General features: G+C 56.0%; 17 protein-coding genes. 3 read left to right on the top strand and 14 right to left on the bottom strand.

Translation table 11 applies throughout. The features are described 5' to 3' along the window. Positions 1-167: 167 nt before the first annotated feature. The 13 genes from K1718_RS25640 to K1718_RS25580 form a co-directional block, all read right to left on the bottom strand. On the bottom strand, positions 168-1,094 hold the full coding sequence (locus tag K1718_RS25640; protein WP_265680356.1) for an SMP-30/gluconolactonase/LRE family protein: 927 nt from the start codon (positions 1,092-1,094) through the stop codon (positions 168-170). Continuing rightward, a complete protein-coding gene (locus K1718_RS25635; RefSeq protein ID WP_265680357.1) occupies positions 1,094-1,837 on the bottom strand; it encodes a cytochrome b561 domain-containing protein in 744 nt (247 codons plus the stop codon). The genes K1718_RS25640 and K1718_RS25635 overlap by 1 nt, the downstream gene beginning before the upstream one ends. Beyond that, complete coding sequence (locus K1718_RS25630; protein ID WP_152503771.1) at positions 1,834-2,706, bottom strand: carbohydrate ABC transporter permease; 873 nt, start codon at positions 2,704-2,706, stop codon at positions 1,834-1,836. The genes K1718_RS25635 and K1718_RS25630 overlap by 4 nt, the downstream gene beginning before the upstream one ends. Further along, positions 2,706-3,629: a carbohydrate ABC transporter permease gene (locus K1718_RS25625; protein ID WP_152503770.1), complete on the bottom strand. Its 924-nt coding sequence runs from the start codon at positions 3,627-3,629 to the stop codon at positions 2,706-2,708. The genes K1718_RS25630 and K1718_RS25625 overlap by 1 nt, the downstream gene beginning before the upstream one ends. Positions 3,630-3,696: 67 nt before the next feature. Beyond that, positions 3,697-5,028, bottom strand: a complete 1,332-nt coding sequence (locus tag K1718_RS25620; protein ID WP_152503769.1) for an extracellular solute-binding protein — start codon at positions 5,026-5,028, stop codon at positions 3,697-3,699. A 29-nt stretch (positions 5,029-5,057) separates the two neighbouring features. Beyond that, positions 5,058-6,149, bottom strand: coding sequence for an ABC transporter ATP-binding protein (locus tag K1718_RS25615; protein ID WP_152503768.1), 1,092 nt, complete (start codon positions 6,147-6,149; stop codon positions 5,058-5,060). 124 nt (positions 6,150-6,273) lie between these two features. Continuing rightward, positions 6,274-7,305: a LacI family DNA-binding transcriptional regulator gene (locus K1718_RS25610; RefSeq protein ID WP_265680358.1), complete on the bottom strand. Its 1,032-nt coding sequence runs from the start codon at positions 7,303-7,305 to the stop codon at positions 6,274-6,276. Positions 7,306-7,592: 287 nt separating this feature from the next. Beyond that, positions 7,593-8,735: a substrate-binding domain-containing protein gene (locus K1718_RS25605; protein WP_247649302.1), complete on the bottom strand. Its 1,143-nt coding sequence runs from the start codon at positions 8,733-8,735 to the stop codon at positions 7,593-7,595. Positions 8,736-8,772: 37 nt separating this feature from the next. Further along, entirely contained in the window at positions 8,773-9,900 is a 1,128-nt protein-coding gene (locus tag K1718_RS25600; protein WP_265680359.1) for an ABC transporter permease, read from the bottom strand. Between the two features lie 9 nt (positions 9,901-9,909). Further along, entirely contained in the window at positions 9,910-10,683 is a 774-nt protein-coding gene (locus K1718_RS25595; protein ID WP_285806044.1) for an ATP-binding cassette domain-containing protein, read from the bottom strand. 135 nt (positions 10,684-10,818) lie between these two features. Then, on the bottom strand, positions 10,819-11,868 hold the full coding sequence (locus K1718_RS25590; protein WP_152503767.1) for a substrate-binding domain-containing protein: 1,050 nt from the start codon (positions 11,866-11,868) through the stop codon (positions 10,819-10,821). A gap of 23 nt (positions 11,869-11,891) precedes the next feature. Beyond that, positions 11,892-12,914, bottom strand: a complete 1,023-nt coding sequence (locus tag K1718_RS25585; RefSeq protein WP_152503766.1) for an ABC transporter permease — start codon at positions 12,912-12,914, stop codon at positions 11,892-11,894. A gap of 11 nt (positions 12,915-12,925) precedes the next feature. After that, positions 12,926-14,434, bottom strand: a complete 1,509-nt coding sequence (locus tag K1718_RS25580) for a sugar ABC transporter ATP-binding protein (protein WP_265680360.1) — start codon at positions 14,432-14,434, stop codon at positions 12,926-12,928. Between the two features lie 208 nt (positions 14,435-14,642). Between K1718_RS25580 and K1718_RS25575 the strand changes: the two genes are divergently transcribed. Next, positions 14,643-15,590, top strand: a complete 948-nt coding sequence (locus K1718_RS25575) for a LacI family DNA-binding transcriptional regulator (RefSeq protein ID WP_152503764.1) — start codon at positions 14,643-14,645, stop codon at positions 15,588-15,590. A gap of 18 nt (positions 15,591-15,608) precedes the next feature. On the opposite strand, the gene K1718_RS25570 is transcribed toward K1718_RS25575, so the two are convergent. Further along, the gene (locus tag K1718_RS25570; RefSeq protein ID WP_265680362.1) at positions 15,609-16,601 is read right to left on the bottom strand and encodes a LacI family DNA-binding transcriptional regulator; all 993 of its coding nucleotides are present in this window, start codon (positions 16,599-16,601) and stop codon (positions 15,609-15,611) included. 153 nt (positions 16,602-16,754) lie between these two features. On the opposite strand from K1718_RS25570, the gene K1718_RS25565 reads away from it, so the two are divergent. Both K1718_RS25565 and K1718_RS25560 read left to right on the top strand, forming a co-directional pair. Next, positions 16,755-17,243, top strand: a complete 489-nt coding sequence (locus K1718_RS25565; RefSeq protein WP_265680363.1) for a TRAP transporter small permease — start codon at positions 16,755-16,757, stop codon at positions 17,241-17,243. After that, a complete protein-coding gene (locus tag K1718_RS25560; protein WP_152503762.1) occupies positions 17,240-18,520 on the top strand; it encodes a TRAP transporter large permease subunit in 1,281 nt (426 codons plus the stop codon). The genes K1718_RS25565 and K1718_RS25560 overlap by 4 nt, the downstream gene beginning before the upstream one ends. Position 18,521: the final 1 nt, after the last annotated feature.

Below are 18,521 nucleotides of genomic sequence, written 5' to 3'. Positions count from 1 at the left end.
CGCCCAGTGGACTGAGATCGTGCAAGTCTGGCACTTGGGTGCTTCTGATACAGTGACCAGGTCGTTGTTTTTTACACAATTGATGACCGTCACAATGCTCGAAGATGAAGAATAGTATCGATTGACTGTTGAGTGATCCTGATCGGTTTATTTTAATTCGTCTATGTCTAGCGCTCAACCCCATTCACGTTCAGAAAAACCGAATAGAGCGAGCTTGTGCCGGTGATGAACAGGCGGTTGAGTTTGTCGCCGCCGAAGCAGACGTTGGAGACGATTTCGGGGATGTGGATCTTGCCGATGAGGTCACCGCGGGGATTGAGGCAGTGGACGCCGTCGGCGGCGGATGTCCAGATGCGGCCATCCCTGTCGAACCGGAAACCATCGAAAAAGCCGTTGGTGCAGTGTGCGAAAACCTCGCCGCCGTGAAGCGTCTTGCCGTCGCTGCCGATCTCGAATTTCCGGATATGCGCCGGCCCGTCTTCCTGGTGGGTCCCGCCCGTGTCGGCGATGAACAGGGACTTTTCATCCGGAGAAAAGGCCAGGCCATTCGGCTTGACGAAGTCAGTGGAAACCGTCTCGACGATGCCGGTGTCAGGGTCTGCACGGTAGACGTGGCAGGCTCCGATTTCACTCTCCGCGCGTTCGCCTTCATAGTCCATCAGGATGCCGTAGGAAGGATCGGTGAACCAAACCGAACCATCGGATTTCACAACGACATCATTGGGCGAGTTCAACCTTTTGCCGTCCCACGTGTCGGCAAGAACCTTGATGGATCCATCGTGTTCGGTCCGCGTCACGCGCCGGGTCAGGTGTTCACAGGAGACAAGGCGGCCCTGTCTATCCGTCGTGTTGCCGTTTGAGTTGTTGGACGGCGCGCGAAAGACGGAGACAGAACCATCAGTTTCGTCCCATCGCATCATCCGATTGTTCGGAATATCCGACCAGACCAGATAGCGGCCTGCCGGAAACCAGGCAGGGCCTTCAGACCATCTGGCACCGGTCCACAGCCGTTCAACCCTTGCATGACCGATAAAGCAGGCTGCGAACTCGGGTTCGATGACTTCAAATCCGGTTCCTTCAAGCACGCCGAACATTACATATCTCGCTTCTTGCTATAAGGCTCAATGCTGGAATGAGGCGCTTGCACCTTGTCCTTGAGCCTTGTCATCCGATTGCCCGGGTGAGACGGGTCAGGCCCCCAAATCGCCTGATAGGTGTCAAAGGCCCAGCCTCTTTTTTCAAGGACAAAGGCCACAAAGAGCAAGCCCAGCCACCACGATGACAGAAAAATCCACATCCATTTGGGGGCATTTGCCTGCCAGAGGCCACTGACAAAAGCACCTATCATCAGGATCAGTGCGATGTAACCCAAAAGCTTGTGATAGGTCTCGAAGAGTTGTCTGCGCAGCGTCATGTCATAGTGGTCACCACGCAGTGACCCGTCTGCTGCACGGCTTGTCGGCCCGCCCTTGCTGCCGCGCAAGAGGCCGGAAAGCGCCTGGAAGAGACCAAGCACCAGAACGCTGTAGCCAAATGTCCGGTGCAGGAGGGCAGCACCGGTATTTTGTTCCGACACCAGGATCAGGCCGAGGCCAATGGCGGATAGCACCAGAACCAGGCTTTGCGATATCCAGTGCCAGCGCCACCAGGTCTTGTTGTCCAGTTCCTTCGGCCATTTCTGCCCCGGCAGCACCTTGAAATATCGCGCGGCGATCACCGCCGATGGTGCCAGCACTCCCCAGCCGAGGACCATGGTGCGGGCGTGCCAGGACAAGGCCACTCCCACATCATGGGCCCGGGCCGGGTCCGCCGGGGAGAGCAGCCAGTCCCAGATCATCCCTTGACGGCCCCTGCCGTCATTCCGGTGATGATCTGCTTTGATGCAACAAAGGTGAAGAGGATCGGCGGAATCGCCAGCAACATGCCGGTCGCCATGATCACTCCCCAATCAATGTCATATTCGGTAATCGAGTTCACGATCGTGACCGGTACTGTTCTGGTTGATCTGCCGGAGAGAGCGTTGGCCAGAAGAAACTCGTTCCAGGCGATGCGGAACGTGAAGATCGCCGCAGCTGCGAGCCCGGGCTGAATAATCGGCAGCACCACCAGAAAGAAGACCTGGAAGGGGTTGGCCCCGTCCATGCGGGCAGCCTCTTCCAGCTGGATCGGTACCTGTACAATGAAACTCTGCAGGATCCAGATCACGAATGGCAGGTTCATGGCCGTATAGATCAGAATGATGCCGGTGTAGGTCTGGTCCAGACCGAACTGGAAGGTCCAGATACCGAATACAGGCACCAACAGAACCGCCGGTGGAACCATGCGCATCAATAGGGTGGTCATGGAGACCGTACCGCGTCCCATGAAGCGGAAGCGCACCAGCGCATAGGCCGCCATGCAGCCGATCACCAGCGTCAGCCCAGTTGAGATCAGGCCGACGATCAGGGAGTTCTTCAAGGCGCGCCCGAAGGTCGGGTCGCAATAGTCCACATGCGCCGGCTCATACCACAGAACATTGCACAAAACGGTTTCGTAGTTCTGGATTGTCGGCGTGAAGAAGAATGCGGAAACCGAAGCGTCGTAGACGTCGACATTGGTCTTGAACGAGGTTGCCAGCATGAGCGCAATCGGGCCCGCGCTCATGAACACAAGTGCTGCGATCAGGGCGTAAAAGGCAGGATTGCGGGTCTGTGTTTGGGACGCCATCAGTCATCTCCCTTTTCGGCAATCGCCCGTTGCCTGGCAGCGCGCGCTTCCTGCACGCGGTTGTAAGCAAACATCCCGATTGTGATGGCCATGAGCAGCATCAGGAGGACATTCGACATGGCCGCGGCCTCGCCGAGCTCCTGAAATTCCTGAGCGGTTCTGAAGATCCTCAGCGCAAGAATTTCAGTTGAAAGACCAGGACCGCCATTTGTCAGAACCAGAATGACTTCCAGAACCTTGAACGCATCAATAAGGCGCAGAAGCAGCGTCACGATCAGGACCGGCATCATCAGGGGAAGTTTGATGAGAATGATCTTCTGCCACTCGCTCGCCCCGTCGATCTCGGCAGCCTCCAGCGCGGACCGGGGCAGGGATTGCATTGCAGCGAGAGCGAGGATGAAAATGAAGGGGGTCCATTGCCAGACATCGGCGATCACGACTGCAATGAACGACCATGTACTGTCGGAAAGCCAGGGGATGCCTTCCAGTCCCATGTCCTTGAGGGTGCGGTTGAAAATCCCGACGGTCGGGTGGTACATATAGCGCCACATGAGACCGACAACGATGGGCGCGATCATCATCGGCAGGATGAAAACCGTGCGCAGGACGGCCATTCCGGGAATGTTGCGATCCAGAAGCAGTGCCAGCCCGACGCCTAACGCCATTTCCAACGTCACGACAACCGCAGCAAATCGGATGGTGACCCAGAAACTCTCGCGAAAGGCTTCATCGCTCATCAGATTGATGTAGTTGCGCAATCCGATGAATTCGGCCTGGCCGATCCGTTGGCTGGGGCTCCAGTCCAGAAAACTGGCATACACCATGTAGCCGATCGGATAGAGCAGCGCGATGATGAGGATGATCCCGGCAGGCGCCAGAAACAGATAGGGGGTCAGCCTGTTGGCCTTGATCGCAACGCTCATTGCTGATCGCTTTCAATGTCACGATTGAATTGGAGGCCCCCACGGCTGGGCCGTGGGGGACAGGATTTTATTGGGTCCAGGTGTAGTAACCGGCCTCATCCATGAGGGCACGGGTCCGTACCGAGACGCCTTCGAGGGATTCCTGGATCGGGAAGTCGTCGACGATGATCTTGGAGAGCGTGGTGCCCAGATCAGCGTTGATCTTACCCCAGACAGGGATAATCGGACGCCAGTCGGGATCGGCATTCTTCAATGCTTCGCCGAAGGTTTCCATGTGCGGAAACTTCTCGTTCACTTCAGGATCAGAGTGCGTCGAATAACGGGACGGATTGCCACCTGCGAGCGCAATCAGTTTGTCGGCTTTTTTCGATGTCAGCCACTGCATCAGCAGGAAGGCTGCGTCTTTGTTCGGCGCGTTTTTCGGAATGCCGATGCCAAAGCCACCGGTTTGGGAGCCGGCGCGCACGCCAACGGGGTGCGGAGCCCAGCCAATCTTGCCAACCACCTTAGATTTGTCGGGATTGTTGACCTGACCGGCAAAGACGGTGGAGTCGAGGAACATTGCGGAATTGCCCTGCAGGAAAGAAGCGCCTGCTTCAGCAAAGCCGAATGTCTTGGATCCTTCAGCACCGCAGTTCACGATCTTTTTCAACGCCTCGGCCGCTTTGACACCGGCTTCGTTGTCGACGATCGGGTTCCACTCGTCATCGAAAATTCTGCCGCCAAGCGGAGCAAGGTGAAGCAGGAAGGCGTGGCTGGCGTGGTGACCTGAAGCGGCACGTGAGGCCAAACCGCCCATGCCTGGTTCCAGTTCGGGGATCAGGCAGGCAAGTTCGAGAAGCTCATCATAGGTTTCGGGAACCTTGAGGTCATGCTTTTCGAAAATGTCCTTCCGGTAACCGAGGATGGATGTTTCCGATCCAAACGGCAGGCCGAACAACGAGCCGGTCGGGCCCGGAAGATATCCCTTTTTGCCACCCGCGACGCCGATATTGGCGACGTATCCATCGATCAGATCTTCTGCGTCGAAATTCGGGTCAGCAAGCTTCGGGTTCATGAAATAGCGTGCAAGATTTTCCAGCTGATCGGCATAAACATAGTCAGCCTTGGAAAAGACGACATAGGCGATCAGGTCGTAGTCGCCCTTGTTCTTGGTCAGCTCAAGCGTCTGACGTTCGCGCATTTTCAGATATTGAAGCTGGTCGACTTCAACATTGATGCCTGTTTCCTTGGTGAATTCCGGCAGCACCTTCATGACCGCATCGAAATGCGGGTGAGCAGGAAAATTCACGACCAGTGTTTCACCGCTATAATCCGCGTAAGGGTCTGCGATGGCCGAAGTCGCGGCCATGGCCAGCCCGGCGGCAGCGCATACGGTTGTTTTCAGATAACTCAGCATATTACTCCTCCCTTGCAACAATTCTCAGATCACCGAATGGCAACCTCTGTCTCGCGGTCGAACATGTGAATACCTTCCGTGTTGACCGCAAATCTCAGTGTTTCACCCAAGTCGATAGGTGTTTCCGACTTCAATTCGACTTCGACATTCTGGTCGCCGCACGCGCACAACAGCACTGACTGTGCGCCGATGTATTCAGAGACGATTACCTTGAGATCGATGGAACTTTCGTCCGGTGCGTCCGGGTTGAAATGAAGATCCGACGGCCGGATGCCCAACGTGAGGGTGGCATCGCTATGGGCCTTGGCCGCGGCGATCTTGTCTTCCGGCAACGCGATGTCGAAACCTGCTCCTTGCACAAAAAGCTGGCCGTCGCGCTCCTCCAGATTGGCATCCAGAAAATTCATGGGCGGAGACCCCAGAAATCCGGCAACGAATTTGTTGACCGGTCGTTTGAAGAGTTCTTCCGGTGTTCCCTGTTGCTGGATATAGCCGCCATGCATGACGACGATCCGATCAGCCAACGTCATGGCTTCGATCTGGTCGTGGGTCACATAAATCATGTTCTTGCGCACCTTTTGACGCATGAGCGCCAATTCGGCACGCATCTGGCCGCGAAGCTTGGCGTCCAGGTTCGATAGCGGTTCATCGAAAAGAAACGTGCCGGCGTCGCGGGTCAGGGCCCGCCCCATGGCAACGCGCTGCCGTTGTCCGCCGGAAAGTTCTCCCGGCTTTCTGTGCAGGAACTTGGTCAGGCCGAGCATATCCGCAACGGCGCCGACTTTTTGGTCGATTTCCGCTTTGGGCCGCCTTTGCAGTCTCAATGCGAACGACATGTTCTTGGCGACATTCATATGCGGATAAAGCGCATAGTCCTGGAAGACCATTGCCAGGTCACGGGCCTTTGGCTCCAGATGACTGACCGGCTTTTCGTTGATATAGATTTCGCCGGAGCTCACGGTCTCCAGGCCCGCGATCATGCGCAATGTTGTCGACTTACCGCAGCCCGATGGCCCGACAAGAACGGTGAACTCGTTCTCGTGCATTTCCAGATTGATACCGTGCAGGACTTCAAAGTCGCCGTATCGCTTCACCAGATTTTCCAGATGAATACGAGGCATGTTTCCTCCCGAGCCGCCAAACTCTTCATTGGCACTGTTATGTTACCGGTCACATTAGCAGAAATGTTATCGGTAACAAGTATTTTTTTGACGCTAAGGGAAGATTCTTCGTTGGAGAGTGGGCTCAGCAGCTCTGTCGAAAGGCGACGGTCGCCGGCACATCGATGTGTTGGGGCGCGCTAAGCAACGGATCGCTTGAGGAAAACAGCTTCTTCAAAAGCTTGCCTGTTTCCCGACCGATCCCTTCAGGATTGACGACCACTGTCGAGATGCTCGGGGTGGCAAAGCGGGACACTTCGAAGTTACCAAAGCCAGCAACAGCAATATCGCTGGGGATCTTGTATCCCTGCGACAAGAGCCAGCTTTGCGCCCCGAACGCAGCAACGTCCGAAACACAGATCAGACATTGCGTGTCCGGATGGTCTCGCATCAACTGCGACGCGGCAGCAGCACCGCTCTCAATGGAAAGTGGCGGCATGCCGAAGCCGATCAGCCGATGACAATCCAGTCCGGCGTGTTCCATGGCGGAAACAAAGCCCATGCGCCGCGCCGCGCCACGGGTCCAGTCATCCTGGCTTTCGCCCACAAAGGCAATCCGTTCATATCCTTTTGCGATGACTTGCTCAGTCATTTTCTTCGCGGCTTCGAAGTTGGAAAACCCGACTGTATGCGCAATCGGACGGTCAGGCTTCTCCCAGATTTCAACAACGGGAACTGCTGAGTCTTCCATCAAGCGCCTTGTCCTGTCGGTGTGACCGTCATAGGAAAGAACTATGGCTTCGGGCCGACGCCGAAGCATTGTTTCAAGCAGCTCTTCTTCCCTGTCAGCCGAGTAAGCCGTGTGGCCGAGCAGGATCTGCAATCCGATTTCCTCAAGCTCTTCGGTGAGCGATTGCACTGTCAGCGCAAAATGAAGGTTGTTGAGGGAAGGCAGGAGAGTTGCGACGAAGCCGGACTTCTTGGTTGTCAGGCTGCCTGCCATCTGGTCGGGAACATAGTTCATGTCCCGAACGATTTTCAGGATATGCGCTCGTGTTTCCGGAGAAACGGGGCTGTCCTTTCGCAGGGCGCGGGACACAGTCATTCGGGAAACGCCCGCAGCTTTTGCGACATCCCGCATCGTGACCGGACTTGGTTTACCGCTTTGCTCCGTCACCCCTTTGCCTCCAGGTAGTCTCAGCACACCGGTGCAATTCCATCACATGCTCTGGCGCCCATCAGGAACAAAGATCCTGAAGGGGTGTCGGGTGTCCTCAGCAAGCGATGGAGGCTTGCCTGGATACCGGTACCACCCCCCAATGGCAGGGTAGGACAAACTGTCCTTCCGACAAAGAGATGGGATGTTATCGATCACATATGTGAGCGGAAACATCCCACCAGTCAAGTGAAGGTAAAGGCTTTTATCCAGCCCCGGGCAGGTGTCCAGGGCTTCGTTCAGGCCGGTTAGCGCTCAAGCGCACCAATGCCGGAGAAGCGGAAGGCTTCTTGTTGAAGAGCATCAAGTTCTGCCGCCTCAAGCTGATCATGGGCAACCGTGATCCTGCCGAGGAAAACAAGTGGCAGTTCGCTCGCGCGATCTTCCAGATCGGCCTTGATCGCTTCAGCTGTCGCAGCACCGACATCGTCACCCATGCGCATGGGCGTTGCGTCCAACTCGCCACGGCGAATGGCATCAAGCTCAAGGCCTGTACCGCCCCAGCCGGTCGAAAAGACTTCCTTTTCCTTGCCAACCGAAACTTGCGCCTCAACGCTGCCCATCGCCATGGCGGTGTTGGCGTTGTGGATGATAGTTGCTTCCGGATAGGCCTGAAGGATCAGGCTTGTGCCTTCAAATCCACCTTCACGCTGATATTCGCCATAGTGCTCGTAAGCGACTTTCCAGTTGCCTTTTTCCATGACGCAGTCTTTGAAATCACCGGACCGTTGATCGTCTGTGATACCCGGAATACCCCGGTTCATTGCCATGGTGACATCCGACCCGAGACGCTCCAGCATATAGTCGCACATGACAAGAGCACCTGCTGCCGACGAGAAGTCGAACCACACGTCAGGCTGGTTCTTCAGATCCTTTAGCGGCGTGTGGAATGCCCAAACGTACGTTGTGAAGTCTTCATTCTCGGCCAGTTTGTCGATGTTGTCGGCCTGAATGGCCAGTTCGGACGGACCGAAGATCACATAGTCATAAATGTCTCCATCCTGGAGCACCTGATTGGCGTAGGTCGACTGAAGCGAATGTTCGATCTGACGGCTGGCAAACTCAGTGGTGTTGTATTTGATGCCGAGTTCATCCAGGCGCTTTGTCAAAGCCAGATAGTTTCTCGCCCAGAAGTCGGATGTGTCCGCCGACGGGTAGATCAACGCGATTTCCACCGGCTTTTCCTGCGTTCCGGTAAAGGGGACGCCTTCAGCACCGACAACCGCCTGCAGTGCCTCCAGTTTTCCTTCCGCGTTTACCTCACCGGGGACCCAGTAGTCGCGGTCTGCGATACCGGGCAGCTCCTTCAAAGGCAATTTGTCTTCAGCAAGTGCGCTCGTGCCGGATAGCAGCAGGAGAGCGAGTGTGGACTTAAGCAGTGTATTCATCATCTTTTCCTCCCTGTGATGAATGCCGCGGTAAGGGATCTCAGCCACTGGCAACGGGTGCGCCAGACAACAGAGATCCAATGAGAAGCAGAAGCAGCAGTCCTCCGCCGGTCAGGCCGCACAGCCGTAGCAGCCTGAGGCTTTCGGGCGTCGTCAGACCGGCCACGAAACCTTTGGCTCCGTCACGGTCCTTCTTTTGAAGCCATGTGTAGAGTGCTACCGATGAAACGATCACGACCCCGGAGGCAACGGATTGCCAGAAGAACTCGATCCTGAGCGTGACCAAAGCATTGATCATCATCGACAGAAGCAGAACACCTGCCAGTGAGCCGAGCATGGAAGCCCGCCCGCCAAACAGAGACGTTCCGCCAACGACAACCGCCGCAATGACATGAAGGTTGAAATAAGGTGCTGACGTTGCCTGGATCGCGTTCAGTTTGCCTGTCAGCATGACGCCGGCGAGTGCTGCTGACGCACCCATGAGAACATAGGCATAAATCTTGTAGCGATCGACAGCGATCCCGGTCATTTCAGCAGCTTCCGGATTGGAGCCGATAGCAACTGTGTAGCGCCCGAAATAGGTCTTCTTCAGCAGCCAGTAGCCGAGTGCCATTGTCAAAAGGCCAATGATCACCGGCACGGGAATGAAACCCGGGATCTGTCCTCTGCCGATGTCGGTCATAAGATCCGGAAATCTGGCCAGCACAAGGCCCTTGGCAATGACAAGAGCAAGTCCGCGATAGACAAGGTCCATGGCCAGGGTGCCGATCAAATCAGGAACCTTGAACTTGGTGATCACCAGACCGTTGATCAGACCAAACAGGGCGCCGAGCATCAGTGCAAATGCAATTGCGATAGGCGTTGAAAATCCATATTGCTTGATCAGGAACGCCATCACGATGCTCGACAGAGCCGCGATCGAGCCAATGGAAAGGTCGATGCCTCGCTGGGTTATGACGAATGTCATCGCCATTGCCATCGGCATATAAAGAGCAGCGTCCAAAAGGATCAGGTTCAGGTTTGAAAGCCTGAAATACCGTGCCGGTTCGGCCACGCCCATGAAGAGAAGTATGGCCAGGATCATGACCATCGGACCGATTATGGCCAGGAACGGCTCGATGCGTTCTGAAAGCTTCATCGGTGTTCCAGGATGTGTGGTTGTTGCCATCTTGTCCTCCTAAGCCGCTTCTTCCGCGCCGACGATCAGACCCAGCACATCCTGCTGGGAACTGTCGGCTACCTTGACCACGCCGGCACATTTGCCGCGGCGCTGGACATGAACGCGGTCGGCGACTTCAAAAACGTCGTCCAGGGAGTGGGAGATCAAAATGACCACCAGGCCCTGTTCCTTCAGTGTCTTGATGAGTTTCAGCGTGCGCGCTGTTTCCTGGGGCCCGAGAGCCGCAGTCGGTTCGTCCATCACGAGGACCCGAAGGCCCTCGTGATAGACGGCCCGCGCGATGGCCACCGCCTGTCGCTGACCTCCAGACAGGCTTGCTGTGGGAACATCGAGCGAGCGTAACCGAACGCCGAGACGTTCAAACAGCACGCGCTCCGTTTCGGTGCGCATCTTCTTGTTGTCGAGCGTTGTTATGCCGAGGAAAGAACGGGTGAGCTCGTTTCCAAGGAACATATTCGCTGCCGGATCGAGGTGATCTGCAAGAGCCAGTGTCTGATACACAGCATCGATGCCCTGATCGATTGCATCGGAGTGGCTGTTCATGACGAGTTGTTCGCCGCCGACGAATATTTCGCCCTCGGTCGGTTGATAAACGCCGGTTAGAATCTTGATCAGTGTCGATTTGCCTGCCCCGTTGTCGCCGACAATCGCAAGGACTTCGCCTGCATAAGCCTCCAGATTGACTTGCGAGAGCGCGTGGACCCCGCCAAATCGCTTGGAGATGTTGCGCATAACGACCAAGGGTTCTGCATCTTTGGTGCCCGAAGACATTGTTTCACCCTGAATTTTAGACAAAGCTCTCCTGTCCACGGCAGCGCCACGGCAAAAAAGACCTTCAGTTGTTGCTTTGCTCGGTTGTCAGCAGGTCGCCTGGCGGCTGCGTCAGGCGACCCGCTTCGTGATTGCTTACTTGCCCCAGATGGCGGAGTAAGCCTCACGGTAAGGCGTATCGGGATCGAAGGAGTTGCTGTCACCCATCTTCTCAAGTCCTGCTTTCGTCACAAGAGCCGGTGAAGTGACGTAACCGGAACAAGGCTGCCCTTGCACGGCACGATTCAACTCGTCGACAAGTTGCCAGCCTTGCAGGTTAAGCGGTTCAGCAACGGTGATCGTCTGGTAGCCACCGGTTCGGATACGTTGGAAAGCGGCTTCCGAACCGTCTCCGGCGGAACCCGCCTGCGGGCCGTCAGCGGCGGAAATTCCTGCAGATGTCAACGCCGGTCCCATGAAATCGAAATACAGATCATTGATCGCGAGCGCATGTGTCCAGCTGTCTCCGTATTTCTGCAAAAGACTTGTGGTGAGTGGGCCCATACGGGTCGATGTGTCGGCAATTGGGGTGTCGACATATTCCAGAACCTTGCCACCGGCGGCTTCAACGGTTTCTTTCAGCCGATCAGCCTTGTCGATCGCGATCTGATAGGTGGAGTCGGTGAAGATAATGACACCGATATCCTTGCCGCCGTCGTCGATGGCCCAATTCGCAGCGACTTCAGAAACGGTCATCGCATCGGTTGAGATGTTGGCGAAGATGCCTCCAGGTGCGTCACAGCCGATCTTGGGACCGGAGTGCCATGCAACCATTGGAATATTTGCTGAGACAACACCTTCAAGTGCAGCTTGCTGCTCAACAGCGTCAAAGCCGTTAATGACAATCCCGTCGGGCTGAAGTGCCAGAGCCTGACCGATGGCAGCGGTCCGGCCTTGGATAGAGCCTGCGCCGTCCAGGACGCGGACTTCCCAACCGATTTTGTCGGCAGCTTCTTCAACACCATTGGTCACGCCCAGGATGCCGCCGTTCTTGAGGTCGGCTGCGACTACTACGATGGTCTTGCCATCAGCACCCGCCGGGCCACTTGTCGGGCCGTCCCATGCAGCCTCTGCAAATGCAGGCAACACGGAACCGGCAAGCATTGTTGTTGCCAAGATGGTCTTTAGAAAATCACGCTTTTGCATTCTATCCTCCCTATGCAAAATTCTTATTTTTTCGCAGCGCCTTTGCGGCGTTGCGCATAGCCGGCAATGCCGATCGCGATCAGCAACGTCACGCCATTGAAGAGCGGCTCGACCCAGAACGATCCGCCAAATTGCTGGATGCCAGAGATCCCGACAGCCAGGATGGCAACACCGACAACGGTGCCCCAAACATTGACCCTCCCGGGTTTGATAGTCGTCGATCCAAGGAACGCACCGACCAGAGCAGGCAGCAGGAATTCAAGGCCGACGCTCGCCTGACCAATCCGAAGCTTTGAAGCCAGCAATACTCCGGCAAGCGCAGTCATCATCCCGGACGCCATGAAGGATCCGATGACGTATTTGCGTGTGGGAATGCCGTTGAGTTGCGCAGCACGCTGGTTGGCGCCGATGGCATAAAGGTATCGGCCAATGGGTGTGTATTCGAGCACCAGCCACATAGCGATGGTAATGGCAAGCACGTAAAACCCTGTAATCGGCAGGCCGAACAGGAACGTGCCATTAACTGCATAAAACCCTTCCGGCAAGACACCGACCACCTGGCGACCACCTGTGTGCCAAAGTGCAATCGCGTAAAGTACCGTGCCGGTGCCGAGGGTTGCGATGAAACTGTCAATCTTGGCGACTTCCACGAGCAGTCCGTTGAAGAAGCCGGTCATTGCACCGAGCATCAGAACGATCATGACTGCAGCCGGCCAGGGGATGCCGAACATGGTTTGCAGGCTGATAGCCAGAATATGCCAGAGCACGATGCCGTAACCGACCGTCAGGTCGATCCGTCCAGCCGCCATCGGGATCATTGCCCCTAGAGACAGGAGCGCAATGATGGCTTTGTCGGAAATGATCGCACGCAGGTTCAAGAGCGTTGGGAACGTCCGCGGCAACAGGATCGAAAACAGCAGGATAAGAAGCAGGGTCAGGATCACGAGCCCATAAACGGGCAGGAGCCTGAAAAGCCTGCTGCGCAGCGACAGGCCTTCCATTTCCGCCTTGGTCGGCTCCAGTGCATTGGATTCAAGAGATTGCATGTTTCTTATCCTTAGGCAGCTGCGGCATTGCTGGCCGAAGCCGCTTGAATCAGGTTTTCCGTGGACAGTTTGGTGCCCGAGAGTTCTTCAACGATCTTGCCCTGGCTGAAGACGATCGCGCGATGGCAGATCGTTGCGACTTCTTCAAAATCGGTCGACACGAGCAAAAGCCCGACGCCTTCGCGCAGTGCCTTGTTCAGGAGCGCATAGATTTCCGCCTTGGCGCCAACATCAACGCCGGCAGTCGGGTCTTCGCAGATCAGGAGCTTGCGTTTTGTCGCCAGCCATCTGGCGATCACAACCTTTTGCTGGTTGCCGCCCGAGAGCGCTTCAATGGCAAGCGACTGGTCGTTTGGGCTCAGTGCGACTTCCCGGCCGATCTCCTCCGCCATCTTTGTTTCCTTGTCCGGTGACAGGAAAGACAGGAGGCCCCGTCCGGTCGATGCCGGGTTCAAAAACGTGTTCTCGCGAATGGAGAGGGGAAGGGCAACGGACTCTTCGGTACGGTCTCGGGCGACCAGACCAATGCCGGAATCAAGCGCTGTTTTGGCGTTGCGAAGGTCCGGGCTGCCCTGACCGTTCAGGACAACCTCGCCTTCATGATCTTCCATGCCGTAAAGGGCCCTGGCAATCTGCTCATGACCTGCGCCGCGCAACCCGACCAGCCCGACCAGCTCGTTCTGGTGCAGCGTGAAATCAACCGGTCCCGCATTGTGTGTTTTCAGGTTCGACACGCTAAGGACGGGTTTCCCGGGAGCTTCGGCAAGTTTGCTGACCTGACGGGTCTTGCGCCCGACAATCATGTGAACGAGTTCTTCCGTTGTCGTGTGCTGTATGGCCCGTACGCCAACAAGCACACCGTCGCGAAGAACCGCAACACGGTCGGCGATCTGGAAAATCTCGTCCAGCCTGTGGGACACATAGATCATGCCGACACCGCGTTCACGAAGCGGCCTGAGTGCATTGAACAGGCGGTTGACCTCATCTGCCGGAAGAGAAGCAGTCGGTTCGTCCAGAACAAGGAAATCACAATCGACCGCAAGGGCACGGGCAATCGCCACGAGGGACTTCTCCGTTCTGGAAAGGTCCTGCACCCGGGTCGTTGGATCGAAATCGCAACCAACTTTCTTAAGGGCTTCAGCAGCGAAATTTTCTGCGTTGCCCCAATTGATCAGACCGAGTTTTTTGGAAAAGCCAAGCGCAAGAGACATGTTCTCGGCAACGGTCATCCACTCGATCATGCCCAGATCCTGGTGGATGAAGGCGACGGATTGACGTTGCCCAAACCCACCCGGGCGATGCTCGTAAGGCTCGCCGTCGATCAAAACACGCCCTGCGTCGGGTTTGTGAATACCGCCGAGAATCTTGATGAGTGTTGATTTACCGGCGCCGTTCTCGCCCAAAAGCGCGACGATTTCGCCGCGGTCTACGGCAAGGGAAACGTCCCGAACGGCGTAAGTCCCACCGAAATGCTTTTGGATGCCGTCAAAGAACAGCCGGTTTTGTAAACTGCCTGGCACTATCTTCCTCCCGCCGCGACCGGACTGTGCATCTTCTCCCAAGACAGACATTGAGTTACCGGTAACGTGGCATTATCATTGACTCGTCATATGGGTAAGTCAATCAAAAAAGTTACCGGTAACTTAAATTTTGTCTGAACAGAAAATTGCTAGTAAAAACAATAAAGTAAGCCTTGCTGAGGTTGCCAGGGCGGCCGGCGTCTCCAAGATGACCGCCAGTCGCGTCCTCAGAGATGAAGGTGGTTTTTCCGAAAAGACACGCGTCAAGGTTTTGGCAGAGGTCGAGCGGCTCGGGTATCTGCCCAACCGACTGGCGACCGTCTTTGCCGGCGACAAGAAATCGACTTTTATAGGGGTGAGCATTCCCGACCTTGGCAATGAGGTGTTCACACACGTTTTGGAGGGGATCGACCGGAAGCTGGTGAGCTTCAATCATCAGACTGTTCTGGGCATGACACAGCATGTCCTTGCAGAAGAGGAAAGCTGGGTTGAGACCGTGTTGTCCTGGCAACCGGCAGGCTTGATCCTGACAGGCCGCGCGCATACGCCAAGAGCTTTGCAACTGCTCGTCGGGTCCGGTGTGCCGCTGGTAGAAATCTGGGATCTGAATTCCAGCCCGATCGACATGTGCGTCGGCCTCAACCACTTTGACAGCGGCTATGACATGGGCCGTTTTCTTTTGTCCAAGGGCTATCAGAAATTTGGTTATGTGGGCACGTCTCACGACACCGCGAATGCGGCAACAGCCCGGCTTCACGGATATGCGAAGGCTATTGAAGATGGCGGAGGCCGCCTGACAAAACAGCTGTGCCTGAATGATATTCCGGGGTTTTACCCCGGCTTTTACGGAACGGAGCAGCTTCTGTCCGCGGATCCGTCAGTAGAGGTTGTATTCTTTCAGAACGACAATATGGCGGTGGGTGCAGTCCAGTTCTGTGAAGCGCAGAAAATTTCCATACCGGGCGACCTGGGAATTGCAGGTTGGGGCGAGTTGCCGATTGCGTCGGTCCTGCCGTATCGATTGACCACGGTACAGGTAAATCATCTCCGCATCGGACAGCTGGCGGCTGAAAAACTGCTTTTGCGGATCAATGGCGACCTGCTTGAGCCTGTCTCTGATGTCGGCTTCACGCTTGTCGCCGGAGATACGGTTTGAGGTTATGTGAGCTTCGGGTTAGGTGGTGTTGCCCAAATCCAGCGTGACAGGGCAAAGCGTGCAGCTTTTCGGCAATCGGCCGCCGATGTTTTCGAGAATAGCCTTCGCGACAGTCTGCCCGAGCTCGTGCCCATTTGTGCTGATTGTTGTCAGTCTTGTGTTGATCGTCTGTTCTCTCGACGTTCCGTTGAAGCCCATGACCCGCACATCCTCGGGTACTCGGAAGCCTGCCTTCAGGAGGACTCTCAATCCTCCGATGGCCATTGCATCATTCAGATAAAAAATCCCGTCAACTTGCAAACCGTCTTCTAGCAGGCGATGTGTCAGGAGCTCTCCACTCTCTGCCTGACGCGGAAGGTCGGGTTCCGTCAGAACGTGCGTTTCCGCACCGGCTGCGGTCATGTCACCTATGAAACTCTCCATGCGCCGGGATGCACAAATGTCTTTATGCGTTTCAGCGCCTATGTAAGCGACCTTGCGCAGCCCGAGTTCCAGAAAGTGGCTTGCTGCAATTTTCCCGGCTTCCACATGTGACGGGCCGACGGTGGCTTGCCCTTGCGGGTCATCTCCATCCCAGATTTGAATGTGAGGAACTCCGAACCGCTGAAGCAGTATTTGTGTGCGCTCAGTGGAGGCGATGCCGCCACTGCGTACCAGAAATGCCGGTCGCAGGCTCAGGAGTTCCTGGACCTGACGTTCTTCCACTTCAGGGTCCATGAGACTTTCCGCAATGAAGATTGAGAGCGAGGCTTGATCGAGGAGGCTGTGAAGGCTGCTTATGATCTCGGCATAAACCGTATCGGCTATGGAGGGGATCAGCACCGCGACCAACATGCTCTTGCGCGCACTGAGCGAGCCGGCGAGCCGGTTTGGAACATATCCGAGTTGGTCGGCAGCTTCGAAAACGCGTGTTCGCGTCTGCTTGGAGATAGCGCCAGTCCCCCGCAAAACCTTCGAAACAGTCATGGTGCTGACATTCGCCAACTTGGCGACGTCCTCTAGCGTGACCATACATTTTCCTCCAACCCGGGTGCCCGTCCTCTGTGACAAAATAACTGTCTTAGCTGAGTTGACAATCGAATTTGTTATCGATAACTCGTAATAAGGTTATCGATAACCTAAAGGCAAGTTTGCACTTGAGTGATCGATTTTCGGGAGGAAAGATTGGTTTATTGGCGGTGGCTATGGCGCTTCATTGACTGGACGATGGCAGCGCTGCTCCTGGCGATGATTGTGCTGGTTTTTACGAATGTGGTCTTGCGATACGGCTTTTCATCCGGATTGCGACCATCTGTCGAGCTGTCACGATTGGGACTTGTCTGGGTTGTCATGCTTGGCGCGGCTGTGGTTCTGCGCCGAAGTGAACACCTTGCAGTGACGGAATTTTCCGAGGTGCTGTTTCCAAAGCTTGTGCCGCTGCTGCGTCGCTTGGCCTACCTCGTCATTCTGGTCGCAGTCTTGATGCTGTTCTGGGGTGCGTTTCGTCAGATGAACGCAAACTGGAACAATATCTCGCAGCTGACAGGATTGCCGTCCGCCCTGTTTTATCTTGCCGGCGTTGTCTCCGCCGTCTTGATGACCATCATCGCAGCGGTACGTGTGTTTTTTCCCAACGCGTTGGACTTCGATGAAGAACAGGAGGAAAGTCATTGACCCTCCTTCTGTTTCTGAGCGTCCTTATCGGCGCTATTCTTCTCGGATTGCCGGTTGCTTTTGCCCTGCTCCTGGCGGCAATCGCGCTGATGCTTCAACTGAACCTGTTCAGCGCCGACATCCTTGCCCAGGCGCTCATCAACGGTGTCGACAGTTTCCCGCTGCTTGCAATTCCGTTCTTTCTGGTCGCTGGCGAAGTGATGTCCACCGGCGGATTGTCCAAGCGCATAGTGCGCATGGCGGTTTCCTTGATCGGTCACAAGCGTGGCGGCCTTGGCTACGTCGCCATTCTGACGGCGATCCTTCTTGCGGGCCTTTCAGGTTCGGCTGTCGCTGACGCGGCAGCGCTCGTCGCGATCCTTTATCCGATGATGCAAAAGGCCGGATATCCAAGCGGTCGTTCGGTTGGCCTGCTGGCGTCAGGCGGGATCATTGCGCCCGTGATCCCACCTTCACTGCCGCTGATCCTGATCGGGGTTGCCGGAAATATTTCGATCAAGAACCTCTTCCTGGGCGGCATCGTTCCCGGCCTGATGATGGGTGTCGCGCTGATGCTGGTCTGGAATGTGCTCATGCGGCACGAAAACATCGAAACGCTGGAGCGGGCGACGACTGAAGAACGGATCGCCGCATTCAAGGATGGCATCTGGGCGCTGTTGTTGCCGGTCATCATCATTGGAGGCATCCGCTTCGGTGTCTTCACACCAACGGAAGCAGCAGTGGTTGCAGCCGTCTACGCGATCCTGGTTTCAACGGTGATCTACCGTGAAATGACGCTGCAGGGGTTCTTCCAGATACTCGTGAACGCGGGACGTTCGACGGCCATGGTGATGTTTCTGGTCGGCTGCGCCATGGTGGCCGCTTGGCTCATCACCGTTGCGCAACTGCCGCAACAACTGGCGACCTTGCTCGGCCCCTTGGTTGAGAACCCGCGTCTGCTGATGGCCGTGATCATGATACTGGTGCTGTGCGTCGGGATGGTGATGGATCTGTCGCCAACGATCCTCATCCTGGTACCGCTGCTCATGCCGGTGGTCAAACTGGCCAACATCGATCCTGTCTATTTCGGACTGATGTTCGTCATCAACTGCTCCATCGGACTGATCACTCCTCCAGTTGGAACTGTCCTGAACGTCGTTTGCGGCGTCGGCCGTGTGCCGATGTCAGCGGCGGTCAAAGGCTCTTGGCCTTTCATCGCTGCATATCTGGTGCTCCTCGCACTCTTCGTTGCGTTCCCGAGCATCATCACAGTCCCGATGAAATGGTTCATCGGCTGAG

Source organism: Roseibium porphyridii (assembly GCF_026191725.2).
In the GTDB taxonomy this organism is placed as follows: Bacteria; Pseudomonadota; Alphaproteobacteria; order Rhizobiales; family Stappiaceae; genus Roseibium; species Roseibium porphyridii.
This window is presented reverse-complemented; position numbering and strand designations above follow the sequence as displayed.

Bases quoted from the DNA above. Each gene is read 5' to 3' on its own strand.
- K1718_RS25590 (WP_152503767.1), bottom strand. From the start codon at position 11,868: ATGCAAAAGCGTGATTTTCTAAAGACCATCTTGGCAACAACAATGCTT.
- K1718_RS25630 (WP_152503771.1), bottom strand. From the start codon at position 2,706: ATGGCGTCCCAAACACAGACCCGCAATCCTGCCTTTTACGCCCTGATC.
- K1718_RS25585 (WP_152503766.1), bottom strand. From the start codon at position 12,914: ATGCAATCTCTTGAATCCAATGCACTGGAGCCGACCAAGGCGGAAATG.
- K1718_RS25600 (WP_265680359.1), bottom strand. From the start codon at position 9,900: ATGGCAACAACCACACATCCTGGAACACCGATGAAGCTTTCAGAACGC.
- K1718_RS25570 (WP_265680362.1), bottom strand. From the start codon at position 16,601: ATGGTCACGCTAGAGGACGTCGCCAAGTTGGCGAATGTCAGCACCATG.
- K1718_RS25615 (WP_152503768.1), bottom strand. From the start codon at position 6,149: ATGCCTCGTATTCATCTGGAAAATCTGGTGAAGCGATACGGCGACTTT.
- K1718_RS25620 (WP_152503769.1), bottom strand. From the start codon at position 5,028: ATGCTGAGTTATCTGAAAACAACCGTATGCGCTGCCGCCGGGCTGGCC.
- K1718_RS25605 (WP_247649302.1), bottom strand. From the start codon at position 8,735: ATGATGAATACACTGCTTAAGTCCACACTCGCTCTCCTGCTGCTATCC.
- K1718_RS25595 (WP_285806044.1), bottom strand. From the start codon at position 10,683: ATGTCTTCGGGCACCAAAGATGCAGAACCCTTGGTCGTTATGCGCAAC.
- K1718_RS25640 (WP_265680356.1), bottom strand. From the start codon at position 1,094: ATGTTCGGCGTGCTTGAAGGAACCGGATTTGAAGTCATCGAACCCGAG.
- K1718_RS25575 (WP_152503764.1), top strand. From the start codon at position 14,643: ATGACCGCCAGTCGCGTCCTCAGAGATGAAGGTGGTTTTTCCGAAAAG.
- K1718_RS25625 (WP_152503770.1), bottom strand. From the start codon at position 3,629: ATGAGCGTTGCGATCAAGGCCAACAGGCTGACCCCCTATCTGTTTCTG.
- K1718_RS25635 (WP_265680357.1), bottom strand. From the start codon at position 1,837: ATGATCTGGGACTGGCTGCTCTCCCCGGCGGACCCGGCCCGGGCCCAT.